Annotated in this window: 22 protein-coding genes and 4 pseudogenes; 17 read left to right on the forward strand and 9 right to left on the reverse strand. The window is 56.6% G+C overall.

What is annotated here, in order from left to right; genetic code table 11:
* Positions 1-44: 44 nt before the first annotated feature.
* Positions 45-830 carry a phenylalanine 4-monooxygenase gene (gene phhA, locus WF513_RS07625; RefSeq protein WP_339082960.1) on the reverse strand — a complete coding sequence of 262 codons (786 nt, stop codon included), beginning with the start codon at positions 828-830 and terminating at the stop codon, positions 45-47.
* Positions 831-1085: 255 nt separating this feature from the next.
* Here phhA and WF513_RS07630 point away from each other — a divergent pair, with 255 nt between their 5' ends.
* Positions 1086-2639: a sigma-54-dependent transcriptional regulator gene (locus WF513_RS07630; RefSeq protein ID WP_339082962.1), complete on the forward strand. Its 1554-nt coding sequence runs from the start codon at positions 1086-1088 to the stop codon at positions 2637-2639.
* Positions 2640-2642: 3 nt separating this feature from the next.
* Here WF513_RS07630 and WF513_RS07635 read toward each other — a convergent pair whose 3' ends face one another.
* On the reverse strand, positions 2643-3200 hold the full coding sequence (locus tag WF513_RS07635; protein WP_339082964.1) for a nucleoside deaminase: 558 nt from the start codon (positions 3198-3200) through the stop codon (positions 2643-2645).
* A 189-nt stretch (positions 3201-3389) separates the two neighbouring features.
* Here WF513_RS07635 and WF513_RS07640 point away from each other — a divergent pair, with 189 nt between their 5' ends.
* The 9 genes and pseudogenes from WF513_RS07640 (at position 3390) to argR (ending at position 12964) form a co-directional block, all read left to right on the forward strand.
* Positions 3390-3794, forward strand: coding sequence for a DUF2157 domain-containing protein (locus WF513_RS07640; RefSeq protein ID WP_339082966.1), 405 nt, complete (start codon positions 3390-3392; stop codon positions 3792-3794).
* 314 nt (positions 3795-4108) lie between these two features.
* Positions 4109-4447 carry an IS66 family insertion sequence element accessory protein TnpB gene (tnpB, locus tag WF513_RS07645; RefSeq protein WP_339082968.1) on the forward strand — a complete coding sequence of 113 codons (339 nt, stop codon included), beginning with the start codon at positions 4109-4111 and terminating at the stop codon, positions 4445-4447.
* A gap of 38 nt (positions 4448-4485) precedes the next feature.
* A pseudogene (locus WF513_RS07650) lies at positions 4486-6029 on the forward strand (IS66 family transposase).
* A gap of 264 nt (positions 6030-6293) precedes the next feature.
* On the forward strand, positions 6294-8249 hold the full coding sequence (gene acs, locus WF513_RS07655) for an acetate--CoA ligase (protein WP_339082970.1): 1956 nt from the start codon (positions 6294-6296) through the stop codon (positions 8247-8249).
* Positions 8250-8819: 570 nt separating this feature from the next.
* Positions 8820-9599, forward strand: coding sequence for an ABC transporter substrate-binding protein (locus tag WF513_RS07660; RefSeq protein WP_339082972.1), 780 nt, complete (start codon positions 8820-8822; stop codon positions 9597-9599).
* Between the two features lie 117 nt (positions 9600-9716).
* On the forward strand, positions 9717-10406 hold the full coding sequence (locus WF513_RS07665) for an ABC transporter permease (RefSeq protein ID WP_339082974.1): 690 nt from the start codon (positions 9717-9719) through the stop codon (positions 10404-10406).
* A 16-nt stretch (positions 10407-10422) separates the two neighbouring features.
* The gene (locus WF513_RS07670) at positions 10423-11121 is read left to right on the forward strand and encodes an ABC transporter permease (RefSeq protein ID WP_339082976.1); all 699 of its coding nucleotides are present in this window, start codon (positions 10423-10425) and stop codon (positions 11119-11121) included.
* A gap of 31 nt (positions 11122-11152) precedes the next feature.
* Entirely contained in the window at positions 11153-11917 is a 765-nt protein-coding gene (locus tag WF513_RS07675) for an ATP-binding cassette domain-containing protein (protein WP_339082978.1), read from the forward strand.
* Positions 11918-11983: 66 nt separating this feature from the next.
* Positions 11984-12964, forward strand: coding sequence for a transcriptional regulator ArgR (gene argR, locus WF513_RS07680; RefSeq protein WP_339082980.1), 981 nt, complete (start codon positions 11984-11986; stop codon positions 12962-12964).
* 67 nt (positions 12965-13031) lie between these two features.
* Here argR and WF513_RS07685 read toward each other — a convergent pair whose 3' ends face one another.
* The 6 genes and pseudogenes from WF513_RS07685 to WF513_RS07710 all read right to left on the reverse strand — a co-directional run bounded on the left by WF513_RS07685 (position 13032) and on the right by WF513_RS07710 (position 17601).
* Positions 13032-13865, reverse strand: a complete 834-nt coding sequence (locus tag WF513_RS07685) for an ion transporter (RefSeq protein ID WP_339082982.1) — start codon at positions 13863-13865, stop codon at positions 13032-13034.
* 208 nt (positions 13866-14073) lie between these two features.
* A pseudogene (locus tag WF513_RS07690) lies at positions 14074-14196 on the reverse strand (urea transporter); the annotation flags it as partial.
* Between the two features lie 2 nt (positions 14197-14198).
* Positions 14199-14752: pseudogene (locus WF513_RS07695) on the reverse strand (pyruvate kinase); the annotation flags it as partial.
* Positions 14715-16019, reverse strand: a complete 1305-nt coding sequence (locus tag WF513_RS07700; protein ID WP_339082984.1) for a glycerate kinase — start codon at positions 16017-16019, stop codon at positions 14715-14717. The gene WF513_RS07700 and the pseudogene WF513_RS07695, both read right to left, overlap by 38 nt.
* A gap of 401 nt (positions 16020-16420) precedes the next feature.
* A pseudogene (locus tag WF513_RS07705) lies at positions 16421-17065 on the reverse strand (TetR/AcrR family transcriptional regulator).
* Positions 17066-17319: 254 nt separating this feature from the next.
* Complete coding sequence (locus WF513_RS07710) at positions 17320-17601, reverse strand: pyrimidine/purine nucleoside phosphorylase (RefSeq protein ID WP_339082986.1); 282 nt, start codon at positions 17599-17601, stop codon at positions 17320-17322.
* Positions 17602-17962: 361 nt separating this feature from the next.
* On the opposite strand from WF513_RS07710, the gene WF513_RS07715 reads away from it, so the two are divergent.
* From WF513_RS07715 to WF513_RS07725, 3 genes are all read left to right on the forward strand, one after another.
* On the forward strand, positions 17963-18841 hold the full coding sequence (locus tag WF513_RS07715; protein WP_339082988.1) for an NAD(P)-dependent oxidoreductase: 879 nt from the start codon (positions 17963-17965) through the stop codon (positions 18839-18841).
* Between the two features lie 150 nt (positions 18842-18991).
* Positions 18992-19252: a YkgJ family cysteine cluster protein gene (locus WF513_RS07720; RefSeq protein WP_339082990.1), complete on the forward strand. Its 261-nt coding sequence runs from the start codon at positions 18992-18994 to the stop codon at positions 19250-19252.
* 36 nt (positions 19253-19288) lie between these two features.
* Positions 19289-19891 carry an START domain-containing protein gene (locus WF513_RS07725; RefSeq protein WP_339082992.1) on the forward strand — a complete coding sequence of 201 codons (603 nt, stop codon included), beginning with the start codon at positions 19289-19291 and terminating at the stop codon, positions 19889-19891.
* Between the two features lie 62 nt (positions 19892-19953).
* Here WF513_RS07725 and gltA read toward each other — a convergent pair whose 3' ends face one another.
* Positions 19954-21228 carry a citrate synthase gene (gene gltA, locus WF513_RS07730; RefSeq protein ID WP_339082994.1) on the reverse strand — a complete coding sequence of 425 codons (1275 nt, stop codon included), beginning with the start codon at positions 21226-21228 and terminating at the stop codon, positions 19954-19956.
* 362 nt (positions 21229-21590) lie between these two features.
* Here gltA and sdhC point away from each other — a divergent pair, with 362 nt between their 5' ends.
* Genes sdhC through WF513_RS07750 form a run of 4 tightly spaced genes read left to right on the forward strand, consistent with a single transcriptional unit; the run spans position 21591 to position 24822 of the window.
* Positions 21591-21965: a succinate dehydrogenase, cytochrome b556 subunit gene (sdhC, locus tag WF513_RS07735; RefSeq protein ID WP_339082996.1), complete on the forward strand. Its 375-nt coding sequence runs from the start codon at positions 21591-21593 to the stop codon at positions 21963-21965.
* Positions 21959-22327: a succinate dehydrogenase, hydrophobic membrane anchor protein gene (sdhD, locus tag WF513_RS07740; RefSeq protein WP_339082998.1), complete on the forward strand. Its 369-nt coding sequence runs from the start codon at positions 21959-21961 to the stop codon at positions 22325-22327. The genes sdhC and sdhD overlap by 7 nt, the downstream gene beginning before the upstream one ends.
* 3 nt (positions 22328-22330) lie before the next feature.
* Positions 22331-24103, forward strand: a complete 1773-nt coding sequence (gene sdhA, locus WF513_RS07745) for a succinate dehydrogenase flavoprotein subunit (protein WP_339083000.1) — start codon at positions 22331-22333, stop codon at positions 24101-24103.
* Between the two features lie 11 nt (positions 24104-24114).
* Positions 24115-24822, forward strand: coding sequence for a succinate dehydrogenase iron-sulfur subunit (locus WF513_RS07750; RefSeq protein ID WP_339083002.1), 708 nt, complete (start codon positions 24115-24117; stop codon positions 24820-24822).
* Positions 24823-24844 lie beyond the last annotated feature (22 nt).

The raw sequence follows: 24844 nt of genomic DNA on the forward strand, positions 1-24844 counted from the left end.
CGGTATCGCTGCGCTCAGCCCACCCTACCTGTGTCGCTAAGTGGTTAGGCGACTTTCGGTGCAAACTTCGGTTTATGCAGGCCCAAGCGCATGGCGTGTTGCACCATGCCCATGATGTCTTCATGGGCCAACTCGAACAGGCGCTTGAGGTCCGGTAGGACGTAGTACACCGGTTGCAGAATATCGATGCGATACGGGGTGCGCATCGCCTCGATTGGGTCAAAAATCATCTGCTGCGGTTCATTGGACAAGCAATATTGGCTTTCTCTCAGTGAGGACAGAATACCGCCACCGTAAATGCGACGGCCTTGGCAGGTATCGACCAAGCCAAATTCGATGGTTAGCCAGTACAGCCGCGCCAGGTAAACGCGCTCTTCCTTGCTCGCGGCTAAGCCAAGCTTGCCGTAAGCGTGAGTGAATTCGGCAAACCAGGGATTAGTGAGAAGTGGGCAATGGCCAAAAATCTCGTGAAAAATATCTGGCTCTTGCAGGTAGTCCAACTCCTCAGGGGTGCGGATAAAAGTTGCCACCGGGAATTGTCTGTTAGCGAGCAACTCGAAGAAGGTCTGAAACGGAATCAGCGCCGGTACTCGCGCGACCTGCCAGCCGGTGCTGGCGTGCAGCACCTGATTGATCTCACCGAGCTGCGGAATGCGCTCATGGGGCAGGTCGAGTTGCTCGATGCCGTCTAGGTATTCTTGGCAGGCGCGGTCTTCGATTATCTTCAGCTGGCGAGTGATCAGGGTGTTCCAGACCTGATGCTCAACCTCTGGGTAATCAATAAAGCCGCTGTTATTTGGTTCGCGAGCTACGTAGTGCGTGCGCGTCATCAGTGCTTCCTGCTGGGGCTTTGTTGTTGTATGAGCCAGGAATACGCCGATAGTGGCCGGGGTGCAGCCCCTGTTGATGCTGTTGGCTGCGTGATGAAGCGGATAATCCGTAAAGAATTGGTTACGTATTCGGCAATGCGGCGAAGTATCGTCTTGCGGTTGCGTCAATCTGTCACATATTCTTGACGAATAATCTGCCATGCGCACCGATGTTTTGCGTTGTGGCCCAATAACAAGCCTGATCAGAGCCGTGCCATGCGTATCAAAGTCCACTGTCAGAACCGTGTCGGCATCCTGCGTGACATCCTCAATCTGCTGGTCGAATACGGCATCAACGTCGCCCGAGGCGAGGTCGGCGGCGAGCAGGGTAATGCCATCTATCTGCATTGCCCGAACTTGATCAACCTGCAATTCCAATCGTTGCGACCCAAGTTTGAGGCCATTGCCGGGGTATTCGGCGTTAAACGTGTGGGCCTGATGCCCAGCGAACGGCGGCATTTAGAGTTGAATGCATTGCTTGGCGCGCTGGATTTCCCCGTGTTGTCCATCGATATGGGTGGCTCAATTGTTGCCGCCAACCGCAGCGCCGCGCAGCTGCTGGGCGTGCGCGTGGATGAGGTGCCGGGCATTGCGCTGTCGCGTTACGCCGAGGATTTCGACCTGCCAGAGCTGGTGCGCACTAATAAATCGCGAATCAATGGCCTGCGCGTGAAGATTAAAGGTGACGTGTTTCTCGCGGACATTGCCCCGTTGCAAACCGAGCACGATGAAAGTGATGCGCTCGCCGGCGCGGTATTGACCTTGCACCGCGCCGATCGCGTGGGTGAGCGGATCTATAACGTACGTAAACAAGAACTGCGCGGCTTTGACTCGATTTTCCAGAGCTCCACAATCATGGCAGCGGTGGTGCGCGAAGCGCGGCGCATGGCACCTCTGGATGCGCCGCTGTTAATTGAGGGCGAAACCGGCACCGGCAAGGAACTGTTGGCGCGCGCCTGCCACTTGGCCAGCCCGCGCGGGCAATCACCCTTTATGGCGCTGAACTGCGCTGGGCTGCCGGAATCCATGGCCGAAACCGAGCTGTTCGGTTATGGCCCTGGCGCTTTTGAGGGCGCGCGCCCGGAAGGCAAGTTGGGCCTGCTAGAGCTCACCGCTGGCGGCACGCTGTTTCTCGATGGCGTCGGCGAAATGAGCCCGCGCTTGCAGGCCAAATTGCTGCGTTTTTTGCAAGATGGCTGCTTTCGCCGAGTGGGCAGTGATGAAGAGGTGTATTTGGATGTGCGGGTGATGTGCGCGACCCAAGTTGACCTGTCTGAGTTGTGCGCCAAGGGCGAGTTTCGCAAAGATTTGTACCACCGCCTTAACGTGCTCAGCCTGCATATTCCGCCATTGCGCGAATGCCTTGATGGCCTGCCTCCGCTGGTTGAGCATTTTCTTGATCAAGCCAGCCGACAGATCGGTTGCCCGCTGCCCAAACTGGCACCGCAGGTGCTGGACAAACTCGGCCATTATCACTGGCCGGGCAATGTGCGTCAGTTAGAGAACGTGCTGTTTCAGGCGGTGTCGTTGTGCGAAAACGGCGTGGTGAAGGGCGAACACATCCGCCTGCCTGATTACGGCGCGCCACAGCCGCTGGGCGAGTTTTCAGTGGAAGGCGGGCTGGACGACATTCTTGGGCGCTTTGAAAAAGCCGTGCTCGAGCGTCTGTTCTACGATCACCCCAGCAGCCGCCAGCTGGGTAAACGCCTTGGCGTTTCACACACCACCATTGCCAACAAACTGCGCCAGCATGGCGTGGGTAAGGAGTAGGGTTTAGTCCGGTATCATGCCCTGCCATGCGGCGACCACCCGCTCACGCAACGCCCTGCGATCTTGCAGGGTGTTGACTGCCTGTTCGGCCAGGTTGATCCAGTACGGGTTGACCCTGGCCTGCTTGATGGAGGTGCGTGCCGCCAGTTCGGCCCAGGCGGCGGGTAACCGTTGCTTGCTAAAGCCGCCGGGTTTGTCGCAGGCCAAGTAGCGCACGCGGGTGATGCCGGCGAGCAGGATGCGTGCATAACACATCAAGCAGGGCTGCAGGCTGACATAGAGCGTCAGGCCGTCGCGCTTGAGCTGAGGGTGATGCTGTTCAAGCTGATCCAGTACGCGCATCTCGGCATGGCCGCCGCTGTGGTAGTGGCCTTCAGTAAACACCTGATTGCGCGCACTGCAGAGCAGTTCCTGCTGTTGATTGATCAGAACCGCACCGATACCGTAACAGCCTTGCTCGACGGCCAGCAGTGCGTGTTCGCAGCACAATTTGGCCCAGGTGTCGGCAGGTGACTTGCTGGGCAGCGCCCGGTCAAGCAAGGCGCTGTGTCGCTCGTTCATGGCAGTGTCCAATAACGCTGGGTGAGGCAAGTTTAGTCGGGCGCAGGCCTGCTAGAGCATGAGTTGCCGATCACCTGATAGGCTGCAGCAAGGATGGCTATGTGCACCATAAACCGCAGAGATGCGCAGTAGCGTGTCGATGATATCGGTGTATTCAACTGCGAACTGGCACGTCTTGAATCGCAGCAGGTGCTGACCTTAAGCGAGGGGCACCGCGCCGGCCATCACAGGTATCAGCAGCAGTTGTTCAAGCGCTACCTAGCCGCTTTCGATATTGATCACAGCTTGCACACGCGCCAGTTATCGCCAGTCATACGCATTGCTTCGTTCCTTGATGCGCTGGCGTTGTCGGCAAGTGTGTTGTTTTGGTTGTATCAGTTCTGGGGGCTGTTCAGCACTCTCAGCCAAGTGGCCATTCTGATAACGGCCAGCTTGGCGTCATTTGCCTCGGTGCTGTTTATTCAGCGGAGGGATGCGTCGGCTTATTTCAGCACGCTCGCCGCTTTGGTGGCGTTTACCTACTTTGTGCTGAACGTCGCCATGCTCGGGCAGCTCTTCAGCATCAACCCGTCGATCAACGCCATGCTGCCCTAGGGCTTTATGCGCTGTTGCTGGCTTATGCCTACCGAACACGCTTGCTATTGGCTGTCGGTCTCAGCTGATACACCGGGTGTACAGAGCATCAACCTGGCGCAACGCTGGCATGCAACGTTTGATCGGTTTCCGGTGCTGGATGAGCAACCTGGTTCGGACTCTGCGCGCTATCAAAAGCGCTTTACAGCAGAGCTCATCTTTGGTCGGCGGCTTGAGCCATGGCTGTTTGAATGTAACCGCTCCATAAACCCCACCTTCAAATGATCCAAGCGCGACCTGATGCTGTGTTCCCGATTTCTTTCTGGAGCCCGCTCATGATGCGCCCTGATGCAAAAGTCGAAAAAGTCTATCTCTACCCCAAGCCTGTCGACTTCCGAAAGTCCATTGATGGCCTGGCTGCCCTGGTCGAGCTGGATATCAAGGTCGCGGTGTTCGCCCCGGTGTTGTTCGTATTCCTCAACCGTTCGCGCAACCGGGTGAAGATTTTGTATTGGGAGCGCAACGGCTTCTGCTTGTGGCTCAAGCGTTTGGACGCTGAAAGGTTCAAGTCGCACCCCGATCCCGGCGAGGATGCCATCGTGATGACGGCTCAGGAATTGAACTGGTTTTGGACGGTATCGATCTGTGGCGTAACCGCCCTCACAAGGTTTTGACCCCGCGTTTCGTCACCTGAATCGGTATAATCCACGGCATGATTTCCATGCCCGAAACCCTTCCTGACGATCCTATTTTGCTGAAACAGCTTCTGCTGTCGCTGCATGGGCAGGTGTCGGAGAAGGATGGGCAGATTCTGCAATTGCGCGAACAAATCACCCTGCTGACCCAGCGCCTGTTCGGCCGCAAATCCGAGCAGACCATCGACCCCGATTCGCCGCAGCTGGAGATTTTCAACGAAGCCGAAAGCCTGGTCGAAGCCGCGCCTGAAGCCGTTGCCGATGACGTCGAGGAAGAGGTTGTCGCCCCGGTTAAACGTCGTGGCAAGCGCAAGCCGCTGCCGGCGGAGCTGCCGCGCGTCGAAGTCATCCACGAGCTGCCCGAGCACCAACTGACCTGCGCCTGCGGTTGCCGTAAGCAGATCATCGGTGAGGAAACCAGCGAACAGCTGGAGATCATCCCGATGCAAATCCGGGTGATCAAACACATCCGCAAAACTTACGGCTGCAAGGGCTGCGAAGCCGCACCGATCACCGCCGATAAGCCGGCGCAACTAATCGAAAAGAGCATGGCCAGTCCCAGCGTACTGGCGATGCTACTGAGCACCAAGTTTGTCGACGGCACCCCGCTGTATCGCTTCGAGAAGGTCCTCAACCGCCACGGCATCGACATCCCCCGCCAGACCTTGGCGCTTGGGTGATCCAGTGCGGCGCCCATCTGCAACCGCTGCTCAACCTGATGCGCGATTGGCTGCTGGAGGGGCCAGTGATCCACTGCGACGAAACCCGTGTGCAGGTGCTTAAAGAGCCGGGGCGCGACCCCAGCAGCCAATCCTGGATGTGGGTGCAAACCGGCGGCCCGCCAGACAGGCCAGTGATCCTCTTCGACTACACAACCAGCCGTGCGCAGGACGTGCCGCTGCGCCTGCTCGCCGGCTACCGTGGTTATTTGATGACCGACGACTACGCCGGCTACAACGCCGTGGCCGCGCAAGCGGGCGTCGAGCGTCTGGCCTGCCTGGCGCATGCGCGGCGTAAATTTATCGAAGCGCAGAAGGTGCAGCCGAAGGGCAAGACCGGGCGGGCCGACGTGGCGTTGAACCTGATCAACAAACTCTACGGCATCGAGCGCGAGCTCAAGGACGCCAGCGCCGAGCAACGCCATCAGGGCCGTCAGCAACACAGCCTGCCAATCCTCGCGCAACTGAAAACCTGGCTGGAGACAACCCAGCCCCAGGTCACCCGCCAGAACGCCCTGGGCAAAGCCGTGAACTACCTGGCCCACAACTGGAGCCGGCTTGCGCGCTACGTCGAAGGCGGCCACTTGCCCATCGACAACAACGCCGCCGAGCGTGCCATCCGGCCCTTCGTCATCGGCCGCAAGAACTGGCTGTTCAGCGACACGCCCAAGGGCGCCACGGCCAGCGCGCAAATCTACAGCCTGATCGAAACCGCCAAGGCCAACGGCCAGGAACCCTACGCTTACCTGCGCCGCATCCTCGAACGCCTGCCGCTGGCCAAAAGTGTCGAAGACTACGAAGCGCTGCTGCCGTGGAACTGCCCGCCGACATCCGCATACTGACGGCCAAACCCCATCAGAGGTAGATGGGGTTTATGGAGCGCTTACGTTTGAATTAAGCGATAGGTAGCGGCTGGCCTCGCCTGATACTAAGCTCTGGTGAGCTGCAGTGCTTCACGCACCCAAGTTTATTAGCTCGCAAAATGTCCAAGTCAGCCACTTAGACTAAGGTTGCGGCGCGTTAAGACCATGGTCGAATGGCCCTGCAGTGGCCTGCTGGCTACAAAATGGGGCATAGAACAACAACTATCCATCGAGGTGTTTCTAATGAGTGCTGCGTCTTTGTATCCCGTACGCCCAGAGTTTGCGGCCCAGTCGCTGACTGATGAGGCCACTTATAAAGCCATGTACCAGCAGTCGGTGATCAACCCCGATGGCTTCTGGCGCGAGCAGGCTCAGCGCCTGGACTGGATCAAGCCGTTCACCCAAGTCAAGCAAACCTCCTTCGACGATCACCGTGTCGATATCAAATGGTTTGCCGACGGCACTTTGAACGTGTCCTACAACTGCCTCGACCGCCATCTAGAAGAGCGTGGCGATCAGGTGGCGATCATCTGGGAAGGTGATGACCCCTCTGAGCACGAAGAAATCACCTACCGCCAACTGCACGAGCAAGTGTGCAAGTTCGCTAATGCCTTACGTGGCCAGGACGTGCACCGCGGCGATGTCGTAACCATTTATATGCCGATGATCCCGCAGGCGGTGGTGGCGATGCTGGCGTGCGCCCGCATCGGCGCTATCCACTCGGTGGTGTTCGGTGGCTTCTCCCCAGAAGCATTGGCTGGGCGGATTATCGACTGTCAGTCAAAGGTGGTCATCACTGCCGATGAAGGCTTGCGTGGCGGTAAGAAAATCCCACTGAAAGCCAACGTTGACGATGCGTTGACCAACCCGGAAACCGCGAGCATTCAGAAAGTCATCGTGTGCAAACGCACCGGTGGTGATATCAAGTGGAACCAGCACCGCGATATTTGGTACGAAGACTTGATGGCCGTGGCCTCCAGCCATTGCGCGCCGAAGGAAATGGGCGCAGAAGAAGCGCTGTTTATCCTCTACACCTCAGGCTCCACTGGCAAGCCAAAAGGTGTGCAGCACACCACCGGTGGCTACCTGCTGTATGCGGCCATGACCCATGAGCGCGTATTCGATTACAAGCCGGGTGATATCTACTGGTGCACCGCCGATGTGGGCTGGGTCACCGGTCACAGCTATATCGTTTACGGCCCGCTGGCCAATGGCGCAACGACCTTGTTGTTTGAGGGCATCCCCAACTACCCGGACATCTCCCGGGTGTCGAAGATCATCGATAAGCACAAGGTCAATATCCTCTACACCGCACCGACCGCCATCCGCGCGATGATGTCACAGGGTGATGCGGCCGTTGCCGGTGCCGATGGCTCCAGCCTGCGTTTGCTTGGCTCGGTGGGTGAGCCGATCAACCCGGAAGCATGGAACTGGTACTACAGCACCGTTGGCAAAGAACGTTGCCCGATTGTTGATACTTGGTGGCAGACCGAAACCGGCGGCATCATGATCACCCCGCTACCGGGTGCGACCGCACTTAAGCCGGGTTCGGCAACCCGGCCATTCTTCGGCGTGCAACCGGCGTTGGTGGACAACCTCGGCAACCTGCTTGAAGGCGCTGTCGAGGGCAACTTAGTGATCATCGACTCTTGGCCGGGCCAAGCGCGCACCTTGTATGGCGATCACGACCGTTTTGTTGACACTTACTTCAAAACCTTCAAAGGCATGTACTTCACCGGTGACGGTGCGCGTCGCGACGAAGATGGTTACTACTGGATCACCGGGCGTGTGGATGATGTGCTTAACGTCTCTGGCCACCGCATGGGCACTGCTGAAATTGAAAGCGCCATGGTGGCTCATCCGAAGGTCGCTGAGGCTGCCGTGGTGGGTGTGCCACACGACATCAAAGGCCAAGGCATTTATGTTTACGTCACCTTGAACAACGGCCAAGAGCCGTCCGAGCAATTGCGCCAAGAGTTGAAAAACTGGGTGCGCAAGGAAATCGGTCCGATTGCCTCGCCGGACGTGATTCAGTGGGCCCCTGGCCTGCCGAAAACCCGCTCGGGCAAGATCATGCGCCGCATCCTGCGCAAGATCGCAACCGCCGAATACGATGCACTCGGCGACATCTCCACGCTGGCCGATCCTGGCGTGGTGCAGCACCTTATCGACACTCACCGCGAGATGCAGGTGGCCTGACTTCGGTTAGCCTGCCTGCAAGCAACGCCCTGTTTCGGCCACAAGCCGGGCAGGGCGTTGTGCGTTTAAGGCGCTATCAACCAATGGATTGCCCGCGGTTACGGCGAAAAGTCGGGTTTTGTTGAGGTATAGGCGTATTTTGGTTTTGTATTGAGCGGTAACAGGGCGCACTTTTATGAGGTGTGCGGGAACGTTTTGCCCTGATAGGGTGCGCAACGTGTTCAGCGGTTAAACACACAATCGCCAGCCAAGCCCAATGATCAAAGGGTCTTGATTAAAATGGCGCATTAATTGCTTTTGTGATGGGTTAAAAGTCTTTTCTGCCGGCCCATTGTTTTTGCCGGCTGTCAATATCCCCGCTGCACCCGTCCGGGCCTTTTGTAATTAGTTGTCGCATTGAAGAAATATCGACTTTCGAGCTGTCGCTAGAATGCCGCTCACCCGGTTGGGGCTGCTTGTGCCTGCGTGCTGCGCAGCTTAGCGGCGACTCACTACATTTTACGCAAGGCTGGATGCAGTCACCGACATGCTCTGCCACCTGATGCCATACCCATTCGAAGGAGTCACACGATGAAGAAGATTGCACTTCTCGGCGCCCTGGCGCTGTCCATGCTGTCGCCGCTGGTCATGGCTGAAGAGGCCAAGCCTCTGCGTATCGGCATTGAAGCGGCTTACCCGCCATTCGCCTTCAAAACGCCTGAAGGTGCCATCAGTGGTTTCGACTACGACATCGGCGTCGCCCTGTGCGAAGAGATGAAGGTTGAATGCAAATGGATCGAGCAGGAATTTGACGGGCTGATCCCTGCACTGAAAGTACGCAAATTCGACGCCGTGCTGTCCTCGATGAGCATCACCGAAGACCGTAAGAAGTCAGTGGATTTCACCGGTAAGTACTACGCCACGCCTGCCAAGCTGGCGATGAAGGCAGGTACTGAGCTGAAAGACCCGGCCGTTGACTTGAAAGGTAAAAAGATCGGCGTGCAGCGCTCCTCGGTTTATGACCGCTACGCCACCGATGTTTTCGCTGCAGCAGGTGCCGAGATCGTACGTTACGGCTCGCAAAATGAAATCTTCCTGGACCTGTCCTCTGGCCGCCTGGATGCCACCCTTGCTGATTCGGTGAACATCGATGACGGCTTCCTGAAAACCGACGCCGGCAAAGGGTTTGCGTTTGCAGGGCCGGACTTTACCGATGTTAAATACTTCGGCGAAGGTCAAGGCATTGCCGTTCGCAAGGGCGACAAAGCACTGGCTGATAAAATCAGCGCCGCCATCTTGGCCATCCGCGCCAATGGTAAGTACCAAGCCGTTCAGGACAAATACTTTCAGTTCAACGTCTACGGCGACTGATTGCTCTTCCTGCGTCGCCTTTACTGAAGGTGGCGTAGGCCTTGGTTACCTTGGTCTGCGCCACTTTTTTGTTGCACTCCCGCGCGCCGCCTGGCGTTTGCATGAGGTATGCAGAGCATGCTCAACGGCTATGGCTCGACCATTTTGGAGGGTGCTTGGCTCACCCTAATTCTGGCGCTGACGTCGATGGCAGTTGCCATCGTCTTGGGGCTGTTGGGCGCAGCTTCACGCTTATCGCCGATCAAGTGGCTGGCGCTGTTAGGCGAAACTTACGCCACAGTGATCCGCGGGATTCCTGATTTAGTCTTGATTTTGCTGATTTTCTACGGCGGCCAAGACATCGTGAACCGGGTTGCTCCCATGCTCGGCTACGACGATTACATCGATATCAACCCCTTTATTGCCGGCGTATTCACCATGGGTTTTATCTTTGGCGCTTACCTGTCGGAGACCTTTCGCGGGGCCTTTATGGCCATCCCCAAAGGTCAGTCTGAAGCGGGCGCCGCCTATGGCATGAGCAGCCTGCAGGTGTTCTTTCGTATTTTAGTGCCGCAGATGATTCGCTTCGCCATCCCAGGCTTTACCAATAACTGGTTGGTGTTAACCAAGGCCACCGCATTAATTTCTGTGGTCGGCTTACAAGACATGATGTTCAAGGCCAAGAGCGCTGCAGACGCCACTCGTGAGCCTTTTACCTTCTATCTCGCGGTTGCAGGGTTGTACTTGGTGCTGACCAGTGTGTCGCTGTTGGCCTTGCGTTACCTGGAAAAACGTTACTCGGTCGGCATCAAAGCCGCCGATCTGTGAGCGGGGAAGCGCAGCCATGATTTTTGACTTCAGCGTAATTTTGGACAGCCTGCCGCTGTATTTTGGCGGCGTACTGGTCACCCTGAAAATCCTACTGATTTCCCTAGCGTGCGGCCTGGCGTTGGCCATCCCCTTGGGGTTGATGCGCGTATCAAAATCGCCATTAGTGAACTTTCCGGCTTGGCTCTATACCTATGTGATTCGCGGTACGCCGATGCTGGTGCAACTGTTTCTTATTTATTACGGTTTGGCCCAGTTTGAGGCCGTGCGTGACAGCTTTATGTGGCCCTATCTGTCCAGCGCCACCTTTTGCGCTTGCCTGGCGTTTGCCATCAATACCAGCGCCTACAGCGCCGAGATTTTGGCTGGCAGCCTCAAGTCCACCCCGCATGGCGAGATCGAAGCTGCTAAGGCCATGGGCATGTCACGCGGCAAGCTGTACCGGCGCATCCTGTTGCCTTCGGCGTTGCGTCGCGCGCTGCCGCAGTACAGCAATGAAGTGATCATGATGCTGCACACCACGTCGCTGGCCTCAATCGTCACCTTGGTTGATATCACCGGCGCGGCGCGTACCGTCAGCGCGCAATATTACTTGCCGTTTGAGGCCTTTATCACTGCCGGCCTGTTCTACCTGTGCCTGACGTTTATCCTGGTGCGCTTGTTCAAGCTGGCCGAACGGCGCTGGTTGGCATACCTGGCGCCGCGCAAGTCCTGACCTTCCACGTATTCGTAAAGAGACTCTGACCATGTTCAAACTCGAAGTCCAGGACCTGCACAAGCGTTACGGCAGCCACGAAGTATTGAAGGGCGTATCGCTGGCGGCCAAGGCCGGTGATGTGATCAGCATTATCGGTTCCAGTGGCTCGGGCAAAAGTACCTTTCTGCGTTGCATCAATCTGCTTGAGCAGCCCCATGGCGGCAAAATTCTGCTTAATAACGAAGAGTTGAAGTTGGTGCCAAACAAGGACGGTGGTCTAAAGGCTGCTGATGCCAAGCAGTTGCAGCGTATGCGCTCGCGCTTGTCCATGGTCTTTCAGCACTTCAACCTGTGGTCGCACATGAGCGCCCTGGAAAACGTCATGGAAGCCCCGGTGCATGTGCTTGGCATGAGTAAAAAAGACGCCTTAGAAAAAGCCGAACATTACCTCAACAAAGTCGGTGTCGCTCATCGCAAAGACGCCTACCCGGCGCATATGAGCGGTGGCGAACAGCAGCGTGTGGCCATCGCCCGTGCACTGGCCATGGAGCCTGAGGTGATGCTGTTTGATGAGCCAACCTCAGCTCTTGACCCGGAGTTGGTCGGTGAGGTGCTTAAGGTGATGCAGGACCTGGCTCAGGAAGGCCGCACCATGGTGGTGGTGACTCACGAAATGGGTTTTGCCCGCGAGGTGTCCAATCAGCTGATCTTCCTGCACAAAGGCGTGGTGGAAGAGCGCGGTTGCCCGCGTGAAGTCCTCGTTAATCCGCAATCCGAACGTCTGCAGCAGTTCCTCTCGGGCAGCCTTAAATAACCCGTGGCAACACCTGCAGCCATTCTAGTGATGCTAATAATTGCCAACAGAGCCTAAACTGCGACCATGAATGCCCACCGAATTGGCTTCCTGCTTTGGCCTTCCACTAAACCCCTGACGTTAGCCTTGGCTGAGGAGGCGCTGCGCGTCGCTCAGCGCGTCCATCCTGAAGTGGTCTATGAACTGCTCTTTTTGCAGGCTGAAGCGCCGCTCGACGAGGCTTGGCGGCTGCCGGGTGAGTCTTGGGTGGGCAAGCTTGAAGGCTGTCACAGGCTCTTCCTGCTGGCTGATGAACCGCCCGGACCAATGCCCGCCGCGCTCTCTGCGGCGCTTAAACAGGTGGTGCGCGGCGGCTGTGTGATCGGTGCTATTGCCGCCGGGGTTTATCCGCTGGCGCAATTAGGCTTGCTTGATGGTTACCGCGCCTCTGTGCACTGGCGCTGGCAAGATGACTTTAGCGAACGCTTCCCCAAGGTTATTGCGACCAGCCACTTGTTTGACTGGGACCGCGACCGCCTGAGTGCCTGCGGCGGCTTAGCGGTGCTCGATTTACTGCTGGCTTTACTGGCCCGCGACCATGGGGCCGAACTGGCCGGTGCGGTTTCGGAAGAGTTGGTGGTGGAACGCATCCGTGAAGGCGGCGAGCGTCAGCGCATCCCCTTGCAGAACCGTCTGGGTTCCAGCCATCCCAAGTTGACTCAGGCGGTGCTGCTGATGGAAGCCAACATCGAGGAGCCGCTGACCACCGATGAAATTGCCCAGCATGTGTGCGTGTCACGCCGTCAGCTGGAGCGAATTTTTAAGCAATACCTCAACCGCGTGCCCAGCCAGTACTATTTGGAACTGCGCCTGAACAAAGCCCGCCAATTGCTGATGCAAACCAGCAAATCGATCATCCAGATTGGCCTGTCTTGCGGGTTTTCCTCCGGGCCACACTTCTCCAGCGCTTACCGTAACTTCTTCGGTGCCACCCCGCGTGAAGACCGCAATCAGCGCCGCAGCAACAGCCCCTTCGAGCTTACGTCAACGCCGATCGAGCGCGGCTGACAGCGGCTCTCCAAGCAAAAGATGCTGGAAAAGGGCAGAGCTCTGCGCTGTCGTCAGCGCAGGCCAACTAACCTTGTTGGCCTTGCCGAGGAAACAGCGAACTGCCGCAGCGGTTGCAGAAGGCCGCTGCAGGTTCGTGGGTGTCTTTGGCGCAGCTGGGGCACTCGTGGCTCAATTCATCGCCGCGCATGGCATTGGCCAGTTCGGCGGTAAAGATGCCGGTGGGTACGGCGATGATTGAGTAGCCGGTGATCATTACCAGGGTCGAAAGTGCTTGGCCCAATGGCGTCTGCGGCACGATATCGCCAAACCCGACCGTGGTCAGTGTGACCACGGCCCAGTAGATACCTTTGGGGATGCTGGTAAAGCCATGTGCCGGGCCTTCGATGACATACATCAGCGTGCCGAACACCGTGACCAAGGTGGCGATACCGGCGAAAAACACGATGATTTTCTGCTTGCTGCCGCGCAATGCTGTCAGCAGAAAATTAGCTTGGCGCAAGTAAGGGCTGAGCTTCAGTACGCGAAATACCCGCAACATGCGGATCACGCGGATGATCAGCAGGTACTGGCTGTCGGCGAAAAACAGCGCGAGTATGCCCGACAAAATCGCCAGCAAATCAATCAGGCCAAAGAAGCTAAAGGCATAGCGCAACGGCTTAGGTGAGCAATACAAGCGCACCGCGTATTCAATGGCGAACAGTGCGGTAAATGCCCATTCAATACCGGCCATTAATCCTGCGTGCTGGCTGTGAATACTGTCGATGCTGTCAAGCATCACCACCACCAGACTGGCCAGAATGGTCAGCAGCAGGTAGCGGTCGAAGCGCTGTCCAGCCGGGGTATCGGTATGAAAAATGATGCTGTACAGGCGTTGACGCAGATTTTGCGGCGTATCCATGGCGTTCTGGCAGCTCCGTTTGCGCCGGGGTTGTCAAAACCAACGGCAAAAGACCAACGACTAAACGCGCAGCCTAGGGAGTTTTATCCTGCCGATGCAAGCTTTTGTCCTGGCGAAGCGGCAGCGGTCTGCAGTCGTTTGTGACGTTACGCAGCAGCCGTTGGCTCGCACGTATCAACCAGCAAGTAAGAATAAAAGGCATGGTCTACGCGGATAAGCCGAGTGTGCTGAAGCCCGGTTGCAGCACTAGCGTCAACGCGATGCCAAGAGCCGGCAACCAAACTTGACGATGCACCCGGCTCAGGGCGATAGCCGCCAGCACGGCGTTGTAGTCATATCGCGTGCCTCGATGATGCCGTTCGGGCGTTGCACAAACGACAGTGCGACCCATTCGGCCGCCAGCTCTAGGCTAAAGGTCAAGTCGCGGCGATCACCTGGGTATCGACGGCATCACGGTGTTAAGCGGAGACTTGCAGGTGCAAGCGGCCATCATCGAGCAGCAGGCTTATGCCCGGCTGCAGCGTTTCGATAATTTCTGGGTGCGGCAGGTTGACCTACTCGTTGTTGCCTGGGGTCTTGTCTAGGTCCAAGCGCAGGCTTTGCCCGAACTCCAGCATGACCTTGCCCTTGGCAAATTTGCCAACGCGCAGTTTCGGCCCTTGCAGGTCCATGAGGATGCCGATCGGGGTGTTCAGCTGTTTTTCGATTTCACGCACCCAATGGTAACGCTCGGCGTGATCGGTGTGCTCACCGTAGCTGAAATTCAGGCGAAACAAATTGGCACCGTTTTCTACCAGCTGGCGGACCTTAGCGATGTTTTTAATCGCATAGCCAAGGGGCGCGAGGTTTTTACTTTTTTTCGGCGATCGTTGGGGGAGAACCTTCAAGAATAAGAATGGCGCGCAAATCGTTAACGTTGGTCCGGGTCGGTCCAGTAATGATCAACTGGCCGAGGGCGGCGAAGTAGCCATAACCGTTGTTGTTGTCCAGCTCATCACTGCTGCTTAAGCCCAGTGCGGCGGCCCGGGCGTGGCTGTCTGGGGTCATGATAGCCCCGGCGTTATCTTCCGAGCCATCGATGCCATCAGTATCACCGGCCAAGGCATACACGCCCGGCAAGCCCTTAAGGCTGTTGGTGAGGCTGAGCAAAAATTCGGCATTGCGCCCACCACGGCCGCTGCCGCGCACGGTGACGGTGGTTTCACCGCCGGAGAGAATCACGCAGGGCGCCTTGATCGGCTGGCCATGCAACACCACCTGTTTGGCGATGCCAGCGTGGACCTTGGCCACCTCGCGCGACTCGCCTTCCAGGTCGCCGAGAATCAGCACCGGCAAACCTGCTGCGAGCACCACCGCCGCAGCGGTATCCAGTGACTGTTGTGGGCGGGCGATTAGCTGGAAGTGGCTGCGCGTCAGGCACGGGTCGCCGGGTTTGACTGTTTCCGACTCGGGGCTTTGCAGCCAGCTGCGCACGTTGGCGGGGACTTCTATTTGATAGCGGGCAAGAATCGCCAGCGCCTCGGCCGAGGTGGTGGGGTCGGCCACGGTCGGGCCGGAGGCGATGACTGTCGCTTCATCACCGGGCACGTCAGAAATCGCATAGGTGTACACGCTGGCCGGCCAGCTGGCCTTCGCCAAGCGCCCGCCCTTTATGGCTGATAGGTGTTTGCGCACGCAGTTCATCTCGCCAATGCTGGCCCCGGATTTCAGCAGCGCTTTGTTGATTGCCTGCTTGTCAGCGAGCGAGATGCCCGCCGCGGGAAGGGCGAGCAGGGACGAGCCGCCGCCGGAGAGCAGGAAGATCACTCGGTCGCTTTCGTTGAGGTTACTCACCAGCGCTAAGACGCGGCGGGCGACACGCTCACCCGCATCATCGGGGACCGGATGCGCGGCTTCAACCACCTCAATTTTCTGGCAATTGGCACCGTGCTTGTAGCGTGTCACTACCAGGCCGGACACGTCGCCTTGCCACTCCTGCTCGATTACCTCAGCCATGGCTGCGGCCGCTTTACCGGCACCAATGACGATGACGCGGCCGCTGCGGTCTGCGGGGAGGTAATTTGCCAAAACGTGGCGCGGATGGGCGGCGTTGATGGCGCTGGCGAACAGCTCGTGCAGCAGAGAAGTTGGATTGAAAGACGGATCGATAGGCATGGCGATCTCTCTAAGTCTGGACCAGCTTCAATTCTAGTGCGCAGGGTCTTATGTGACGGTCCTGCGCACTAGAATCGATCCACCCGGCAAACAGGCCGTGACACTGTTTTACCGGGCAGATCGAAAGGGGTGTGTAGGATGAGCGCAGCGATACCCATTTAGTCGGTTCTCGCTTCCTGTTGGGTATCACAGGCTCACCCTGCGCGCTCCGACTCATCCTACGGTATTGCTTACTCACGTTCGACATCCATGAGCAATGCGTCATCCGGGCGGTGGAGTCGGTTGCACTTACCGCGCATGCGGGGGTGATCCAGAAAGGGCGACGCAAGAGCTGAAGGCGTCAGCGCGTTGCCTTCATCGCCAGCAAGTGGGCTGCTGCAAAGGGGCTGACTGCCACCCGCTCAGTTAAGCGTGACGTGCTCTGAGGCCATAGGTTGGTTTTCTTCAATTTCACAGCCTTTGATCACCAGGCGAATGATGGTCTGCGCGGCGGCTTCGTAGTCAGCTTCATCCAAGGTGGCTTTTCTGGTCACGGTGGAGATTTGCCAGTCAAAGTCGGCGTAGGTCTGGGTCGCGGCCCAGATGGTGAACAGCAGATGGTGCGGGTCAACTTCGGCCATTAGGCCATGATCAATCCAAGCTTGGATGCAAGCAATATTGTGCTTGGCTTGGGCATTCAGTTGCGCTGTTTGCTAGGCAGTAAGATGAGTCGCGCCTTGCATGATCGCGCTAGCGAACACTTTAGAGGCTGACGGCAGTTCACGGGAGATACGGATTTTCGAGCGGATATAAGCGCGCAACACATCGGCAGGTTTGCCAAGCTGATTGAACGGTGAAGAGGCCTGCAGCAAGGGCTCAATAATGCTTTCCAACACCTCGCAGTAGAGGTGTTGTCTCGACTTGAAGTAATAGTAAACGTTGGGCTTGGGCACCCCGACCTTGGTCGTGATGTCGCTGGTTTTGCTGGCAGCAAAGCCTTTGTCGGCGAACTCTTCACTGGCTGCGCGTAAAATCAGCTCTCTGTTACGTTCGCGAATACTGGTCATAAGTCTCGCTGCTTCTATCGATCGTTCGGCGCTGGGCCGCGGCGGGCATGGTAGCCCCGGCTCTAGCACAATCAAGCTCATTAGCAGGCTGCAGAATTGGTCACATGATCATCTAGATGCTCTGCTAAGTGCCCAGGCAACAAAGCAAAAAACCCGATACTCGGGCGGGCATCGGGTTTAATTTTAGTGCGTAAGCTTGGGTTTAATGTTTGAGAGGCCACCAGTAAACATCCGGTTTGCCAAGACTTTCAGGCTTAACGGTATTCACATAGGTAGGCGGTATCAGCGGCGACCTTGAGCTGGAACTTGCTGTTGGCCGGCACGGTGAAGTGACTACCGCTGGTGAAGGTTTCCCAGCTCTCGCTGCCAGGCAGTTTTACGCTCAAGGCACCAGCGACTACATGCATGATCTCCAGCTGGTCGGTGCCAAATTCATACTCACCTGCGGCCATCACACCAATGGTGGCAGGGCCTTCGGCCATGCCGAAAGCAATGGATTTTACGGTGCCATCAAAATATTCATTGACCTTGAACATCTGTAATTCCTTAGAAGAGGGATTTAAAGTCGCGCCACTGCACTGGCAATTGATAAAAGGCCGAGTAAGTATGCCCAAGGGTTTTTTTTTCGTCATCTGCTTTGCGCTGCTAAGACCTGCGGCAATTCTCGGCGTTCGATCTGCGCTGATAAAACCCTTAGCGGCAGGGTATTTATTGATGTGGATGATTTGTCTGAGTGCATTAATACAGTTTTGGATCACGGCTGTGCTGGCGCTTACCCTATGTGGCGGGCATGCTTGCGGTCAGATTCGTATCGGCTGAGTGTTACCGATGCACAGTTAAACAAGGCTGTTTGCCTGACTGGCAGCAGGCTTACAGGTGATTGAGGTTGAGGTGCATATGGCAAAGCTTGCATTTATCGGTTTGGGCGTAATGGGCTACCCGATGGCTGGGCATTTAGCGCGCGCGGGGCATCAGGTGCGTGTGTACAACCGCACGGCAGCCAAAGCTGTGCAGTGGGCTGCCGAGTATGCTGGCAGCCATGCGCCTACCCCGCGTGAAGCGGCTTTGGATGCTGAATTTGTAATGGTTTGCGTGGGTAATGACGACGATCTTCGCAGCGTTGTATTGGGCGAGCAGGGCGCTTTTGCTGGCATGCGTCCGGGCGCAGTGCTGATTGATCACACCACGGCGTCTGCTCAGGTAGCCCGAGAATTAGCCGAACAAGCCGCAGCACTGCAATTAGGCTTTCTTGATGCGCCGGTTTCTGGTGGTCAGGCAGGTGCGCAGAATGGCGCTTTGACCATTATGGTCGGTGGTGATGCAGCGACTTATGCCAAAGCTGAGTCGGTTATTCAGGTCTACGCACGCATGGTCCGGTTGATGGGCGAGGCTGGCAGCGGCCAGTTGACCAAAATGGTTAACCAAATCTGTATCGCCGGGCTGGTTCAGGGTTTGTCTGAGGCGCTGCATTTTGCTCAATGTGCCGGGCTTGATGCTCAGGGCGCGATGGAGGTGATCAGCAAGGGTGCGGCGCAGTCTTGGCAATTGGAAAATCGCCATAAAACCATGCTGGCCGGTGAGTTTGAGCACGGCTTTGCCGTGGATTGGATGCGTAAAGACCTTGCGATTCTTCTGGCCGAGGCGCGCAGCAACGGCGCGCAACTGCCAGTCACGGCGCTGGTCGATCAGTTTTATGCTGACGTACAGGCCATGGGGGGCAGCCGCTGGGACACTTCAAGCCTGTTAGCCCGGCTGCAGGGCCGTCACTCTAATTGAGGGTAAATGCCCCATTCAGGCTGACGCTTAGTCATCAATCTGCAGCTGAGCTTTACCCGGCAGGGTCGACCGTTAGCGCTATGGCGGGTTGCAGTGGATGTTTCTGTTCCTGCTGAATTTCAGTTTTGCTTACCCCGAGGTTTACCCTTTATGAATTGCCGTGCCGGCTGCGGTGCTTGCTGCATTGCTCCCTCGATTAGTTCTCCGATCCCCGGCATGCCCACTGGCAAGCCTGCCGGGGTGCGTTGTGTGCAACTGAGCGCGGATAACCACTGCCTGATATTTGGTCAGCCCGAGCGCCCTGCGGTCTGTTCGGCGTTCCAGGCGGCTGAGTATGTATGCGGCAGCAATACAGCCCAGGCCATGCAGTTACTGGGTTGGTTAGAGCAGAGCACCGCAGTTGTAGTTTGAAGCTGCAGCATTGGTTTATGAGTTGCAGGGGACATTATGAATAGGTGTACGCGGGCGTTATTGGGCATGGCGGCAGTGCTGCTCATCAATAGCGCGCAGGCAGCGCAGTGGCGCTTGGTCAAGGATGAGGCGGGTATTCAGGTTTATCTGCAGGCCATCCCCGGCTCAAGCTTTCAAGCCTTTCGCGGGGTCACCCGGATGCATGTGGACATGCCGCGGTTATTGGCCTTGCAAAATGACGTTAATGCGGCGTGCGCTTGGATTCATGCGTGCAGCGAGCAGAAGCTACTCAAGCATCAGGGGGATCTGAGCTGGGCCTACAGTCGTTTCCGCACGCCTTGGCCGGTACGGTCACGCGACTCAATCGTGCAAGTAAAGACGGTGCGTGATGCTGACGGTTCGATAACACGAACCCTGCGTGGCGTTGCTGATTATTTGCCGCGTCAGCCCGGTCTTGTTCGCGTCAGTAAGGTTGAAGGTTTTTGGACTTTCACGCCGCGTGGTGATGAGATTGAGGTGGTCTACCAAGTTCATTCTGATCCGGGTGGCAACGTGCCGGCGTGGCTGGCCAATACCTTCGTTGTTGATGCGCCATTCAATACGCTGTTGGGCCTGCGTGAGCTGGCCGAACAGCAATAAAGCCAACGCCCCAAATATGAAAAAGGCTGCCCGAAGGCAGCCTTTTTGCAGTACACGCTGGATTATTTTTTCAAATCGCGCTGCGTGTATCCGGTGTATAACTGGCGTGGGCGGCCAATTTTGTAAGGGCTCGAGAGCATTTCCTTCCAATGCGAGATCCAGCCAACCGTCCGTGACAGAGCAAAGATCACGGTGAACATGCTGGTCGGAATGCCGATAGCCTTGAGGATGATGCCTGAGTAGAAGTCGACGTTCGGGTACAGGTTGCGTTCTTTAAAGTACGGATCGGTTAGGGCGATCTCTTCTAGGCGCATGGCCAGCGCCAGTTGAGGATCGTTGGTGATGCCCAGTTCTTTCAATACTTCATCGCACGTCTGCTTCATCACGGTGGCGCGTGGGTCACGGTTTTTGTAAACGCGATGTCCGAAGCCCATCAGTTTGAAGGGATCGTTCTTATCTTTGGCCTTGGCGATAAAAGTGTCGATGTTGTCGACACTGCCAATCTCGTCAAGCATAGCCAGCACGGCTTCGTTAGCGCCGCCATGTGCCGGGCCCCATAGTGCAGCGATGCCTGCGGCGATACAGGCAAACGGATTGGCACCCGAAGAGCCTGCCAAGCGCACGGTAGAAGTTGAGGCGTTTTGTTCATGGTCAGCGTGCAGGATAAAGATTTTATCCATCGCCTTAGCCAGCACCGGGCTGATCGGTTTGATCTCGCACGGGGTGTTGAACATCATGTGCAGGAAGTTTTCCGCGTAATTTAAGTCGTTACGCGGGTACATCATCGGCTGACCCATTGAGTACTTGTAGGTCATGGCGGCGATGGTTGGCATCTTGGCGATTAGGCGCATGGCCGAAACTTCGCGGTGATGCGGATTATTGATGTCCAGCGAGTCGTGATAAAAAGCCGAGAGGGCGCCGACTACGCCACACATAATGGCCATTGGGTGGGCGTCACGGCGGAAGCCGTTATAGAAGGTCTTCAACTGCTCATGAACCATAGTGTGGTTCTTGATGGTGCTGACGAAAGTGGCTTTTTCCTCTGCATTCGGCAGTTCGCCGTTCAACAGCAGGTAGCAGGTTTCCAAGTAGTCGGATTGCTCAGCAAGTTGTTCAATAGGATAGCCGCGGTGTAGCAGGATGCCTTGGTCGCCGTCGATGTAGGTGATCTTCGACTCGCACGAGGCGGTGGACATAAAGCCAGGATCAAAGGTGAAACGGCCCGTGGCGGTTAAGCCCCGCACGTCAATTACATCGGGACCAACGGTGCCGCTTAAAATGGGCAGCTCGACGGGGGCTGCGCCCTCGATGATCAACTGCGCTTTTTTGTCAGCCATGTGTGGCCTCCTAGTTATGCTTGAAATCATCAGACTGCCCCCACGTAGGGCCCGCATCACTATAGTGAGATAAATTCGAATGTCAATTTGCGAAAACCCAGCTGGCAGAAGGGTTTGCGGGCCATTTCGGCGCTTGCAAGCGGTGCTCTACGACATTTTTAAACAGTGCGCAATGCGCTATTAGGTAGGGTGCTTTGCATTGTCATTAGTAACCTAACTGTCTATACTCTTTTCCCAACTACCGCGGGCTGTATGCCCGTAATCTGGTGGTTGTCACTCCTTGGGTGATGGGTACCTGACCAGTGCACTTCCCGACAACTTTGCCCTGGATTGTTAGGGGCTCTCAGTGTGATGAAAAAGCCGTGAATAGCCAAAGACCTGTAAACCTCGACCTTAGGACTATCAAACTCCCACTCACTGCTTACACTTCCATTCTTCACCGTATCTCCGGTGTCATCCTCTTTGTTGGTATCGCCATTATGTTGTATGGCCTCGACAAGTCGCTGACCTCTGCAGAGGGCTTTGCCCAGGTGCAAGAATCCTTGTCCAGCCCGCTGGCTAAGTTCGTGATTTGGGGTCTGTTGTCCGCTCTGCTTTACCACTTGGTGGCAGGCATACGCCACTTGATCATGGACTTGGGTGTCGGTGAGACGCTGGAAGGCGGCAAACTGGGCTCGCAAATTGTTCTCGTCATATCGGCGATTGTGATTGTGTTGCTGGGGGTGTGGATATGGTAACCAACGTCACGAACTTCTCGCGTTCAGGTCTATATGACTGGATGGCGCAGCGTGTTTCTGCTGTCGTTCTCGCGACTTACGTGCTGTTTCTGCTTGGCTTTGTAATAGCTAACCCAGGTCTGGGTTATGCCGAGTGGCATTCGCTGTTCTCCAATAACGCAATGCGCATCTTTAGCCTGTTAACTCTGCTGGCGCTTAGCGTTCACGCCTGGGTTGGCATGTGGACAATTTCCACCGACTACCTGACGCCGATGGCGCTGGGTAAGTGGGCGACTGCCGTGCGTTTTCTGTTTCAGGCTGCGTGTGGCGTTGCCATGTTCGCGTTCTTTGCCTGGGGCGTGCAGATTCTTTGGGGTAACTGATTCATGACAACTATTCCTACTCTTTCGTATGACGCCATTATTATTGGTGGCGGTGGCGCCGGCATGCGCGCCGCGCTGCAATTGGCCCAAGGTGGTCACAAGACTGCTGTGGTGACCAAGGTTTTCCCGACCCGCTCGCACACTGTTTCTGCCCAAGGTGGCATTACGTGCGCCATCGCCTCGGCTGATCCAAATGATGATTGGCGCTGGCACATGTACGACACCGTTAAGGGCTCCGACTATATCGGTGACCAAGACGCGATCGAGTACATGTGTTCCGTAGGTCCAGAAGCGGTATTCGAGCTGGAACATATGGGTCTGCCGTTCTCCCGTACCGAACAGGGCCGTATCTATCAGCGCCCGTTTGGCGGTCAGTCTAAAGGGCCGGATGATCCGACCCAGGCAGCCCGCACCTGCGCCGCAGCTGACCGTACTGGTCATGCCCTGTTGCACACGCTTTACCAGGCCAACCTGAAAGCTGGCACCTCATTCTTGAATGAGTGGTACGCAGTCGATTTGGTGAAAAATCAAGACGGCGCAATCGTTGGCACCATCGCTATTTGCATCGAAACTGGCGAAACCGTCTATATCCGCTCCAAAGCCACTGTGCTGGCTACTGGCGGCGCTGGTCGCATCTATGCGTCCACCACTAATGCCCTGATCAATACCGGCGACGGTATCGGCATGGCTTTGCGTGCTGGCGTGCCGGTGCAAGACATTGAAATGTGGCAGTTCCACCCAACAGGTATTGCCGGTGCTGGTACTTTGGTGACCGAGGGTTGCCGCGGTGAAGGCGGCTACCTGATCAACAAGCACGGTGAGCGTTTCATGGAACGCTACGCGCCCAACTCCAAAGATTTGGCGGGTCGTGACGTAGTCGCCCGCTCCATGGTCAAGGAAATCCTCGCCGGTAACGGCTGTGGCCCGGATGGCGATCATGTGATGCTCAAGCTCGATCACCTAGGCGAGGAGGTGCTGCACAGCCGCCTGCCAGGTATCTGCGAGTTGTCGAAGACGTTTGCCCACGTTGACCCGGTTGTTGCGCCAATTCCAGTTGTACCGACCTGCCACTACATGATGGGCGGCGTGCCGACCAATATTCATGGTCAGGCTATTACTCAGGATGCTCAGGGTAACGACAAGATTATCGACGGTCTGTTTGCAGTCGGTGAAGTTGCTTGCGTATCCGTACACGGTGCTAACCGTCTGGGCGGTAACTCGCTGCTGGACTTGGTGGTGTTTGGTCGTGCGGCCGGTATTCACTTGGAAAAAGCGCTTAAAGAAGGCGTTGAAGCGCGCGGCGCTTCGCAAACTGACATTGAGCTGTCCCTGAAGCGTTTGGCTGGCGTCAACGAGCGCACCACGGGTGAAGACGTTGCGCCGCTGCGTAAAGAACTGCAGAACTGCATGCAAAACTACTTCGGTGTGTTCCGTACTGGCGAATACATGCAGAAGGGCATCGTACAATTGGCCGACCTGCGTGAGCGGATCGCGAACGTTAAGATCGCGGATAAGAGCCAGGCGTTTAACACTGCGCGAATCGAAGCGTTAGAACTGCAAAACCTTCTCGAAGTTGCCGATGCAACTGCGGTGGCGGCGGAGGCTCGTAAAGAGTCCCGTGGTGCCCATGCCCGCGAAGACTTTGAAGAGCGTGATGACGAAAATTGGCTGTGTCACTCCCTGTATTTCCCGAGTGACAAGCGCGTGACCAAGCGTGCCGTCAATTTAACGCCGAAGACAGTTCCAGCGTTTGAACCCAAGGTTCGGACTTATTAAGGGTGACTGATATGTTGCAAGTCAGCGTTTATCGCTACAACCCAGAGCAGGATCCAGCGCCATTTATGCAGGAGTTCCAAGTCGACGTCGGCGGTAAAGACGTCATGGTCCTCGACGTACTGGCCCTGATCAAAGAGCAGGATCAAACCCTGTCCTACCGTCGTTCCTGCCGTGAGGGCGTTTGCGGCTCTGATGGCATGAACATCAATGGTAAGAATGGTTTGGGCTGCATTACGCCACTTTCGGTCGCAGGTCTCAAAGGCGGCAAGCTGGTCATTCGTCCTTTGCCGGGTCTGCCGGTCATACGTGACTTGGCCGTGGATATGAGCATCTTCTACAAGCAGTATGAGAAGGTGCAGCCATTTTTGCAGAACGATACGCCGGCTCCGGCCATTGAGCGTCTGCAGTCGCCAGAAGAACGCGAGAAGCTTGATGGACTGTATGAGTGCATTCTGTGCGCTTGCTGCTCCACCAGCTGCCCATCGTTCTGGTGGAACCCAGATAAGTTCCTGGGTCCTGCCGCGTTGCTGCAAGCTTATCGTTTCTTGGCTGACAGCCGTGATACCAAGACCGAAGAGCGTTTGGCTTCACTAGATGATCCGTTCAGCGTTTTCCGTTGCCGCGGCATCATGAACTGCGTAAGCGTTTGCCCTAAGGGTCTCAACCCAACCAAGGCAATCGGCCACGTACGTAATATGTTGCTGCAAAGCGGTACTTGATTCACGGTTGTTTGCTAAACCA

It is taken from the genome of Pseudomonas sp. TMP9 (genome assembly GCF_037943105.1).
Lineage (GTDB): Bacteria > Pseudomonadota > Gammaproteobacteria > Pseudomonadales > Pseudomonadaceae > Aquipseudomonas.

Excerpts from the sequence above, each read along its gene's own strand:
- phhA (WP_339082960.1), bottom strand. The coding sequence starts at position 830 with ATGACGCGCACGCACTACGTAGCTCGCGAACCAAATAACAGCGGCTTT.
- WF513_RS07630 (WP_339082962.1), top strand. The coding sequence starts at position 1,086 with ATGCGTATCAAAGTCCACTGTCAGAACCGTGTCGGCATCCTGCGTGAC.
- WF513_RS07635 (WP_339082964.1), bottom strand. The coding sequence starts at position 3,200 with ATGAACGAGCGACACAGCGCCTTGCTTGACCGGGCGCTGCCCAGCAAG.
- tnpB (WP_339082968.1), top strand. The coding sequence starts at position 4,109 with ATGATGCGCCCTGATGCAAAAGTCGAAAAAGTCTATCTCTACCCCAAG.
- acs (WP_339082970.1), top strand. The coding sequence starts at position 6,294 with ATGAGTGCTGCGTCTTTGTATCCCGTACGCCCAGAGTTTGCGGCCCAG.
- WF513_RS07660 (WP_339082972.1), top strand. The coding sequence starts at position 8,820 with ATGAAGAAGATTGCACTTCTCGGCGCCCTGGCGCTGTCCATGCTGTCG.
- WF513_RS07665 (WP_339082974.1), top strand. The coding sequence starts at position 9,717 with ATGCTCAACGGCTATGGCTCGACCATTTTGGAGGGTGCTTGGCTCACC.
- WF513_RS07670 (WP_339082976.1), top strand. The coding sequence starts at position 10,423 with ATGATTTTTGACTTCAGCGTAATTTTGGACAGCCTGCCGCTGTATTTT.
- WF513_RS07675 (WP_339082978.1), top strand. The coding sequence starts at position 11,153 with ATGTTCAAACTCGAAGTCCAGGACCTGCACAAGCGTTACGGCAGCCAC.
- argR (WP_339082980.1), top strand. The coding sequence starts at position 11,984 with ATGAATGCCCACCGAATTGGCTTCCTGCTTTGGCCTTCCACTAAACCC.
- WF513_RS07685 (WP_339082982.1), bottom strand. The coding sequence starts at position 13,865 with ATGGATACGCCGCAAAATCTGCGTCAACGCCTGTACAGCATCATTTTT.
- WF513_RS07700 (WP_339082984.1), bottom strand. The coding sequence starts at position 16,019 with ATGCCTATCGATCCGTCTTTCAATCCAACTTCTCTGCTGCACGAGCTG.
- WF513_RS07710 (WP_339082986.1), bottom strand. The coding sequence starts at position 17,601 with ATGTTCAAGGTCAATGAATATTTTGATGGCACCGTAAAATCCATTGCT.
- WF513_RS07715 (WP_339082988.1), top strand. The coding sequence starts at position 17,963 with ATGGCAAAGCTTGCATTTATCGGTTTGGGCGTAATGGGCTACCCGATG.
- WF513_RS07720 (WP_339082990.1), top strand. The coding sequence starts at position 18,992 with ATGAATTGCCGTGCCGGCTGCGGTGCTTGCTGCATTGCTCCCTCGATT.
- WF513_RS07725 (WP_339082992.1), top strand. The coding sequence starts at position 19,289 with ATGAATAGGTGTACGCGGGCGTTATTGGGCATGGCGGCAGTGCTGCTC.
- gltA (WP_339082994.1), bottom strand. The coding sequence starts at position 21,228 with ATGGCTGACAAAAAAGCGCAGTTGATCATCGAGGGCGCAGCCCCCGTC.
- sdhD (WP_339082998.1), top strand. The coding sequence starts at position 21,959 with ATGGTAACCAACGTCACGAACTTCTCGCGTTCAGGTCTATATGACTGG.
- sdhA (WP_339083000.1), top strand. The coding sequence starts at position 22,331 with ATGACAACTATTCCTACTCTTTCGTATGACGCCATTATTATTGGTGGC.
- WF513_RS07750 (WP_339083002.1), top strand. The coding sequence starts at position 24,115 with ATGTTGCAAGTCAGCGTTTATCGCTACAACCCAGAGCAGGATCCAGCG.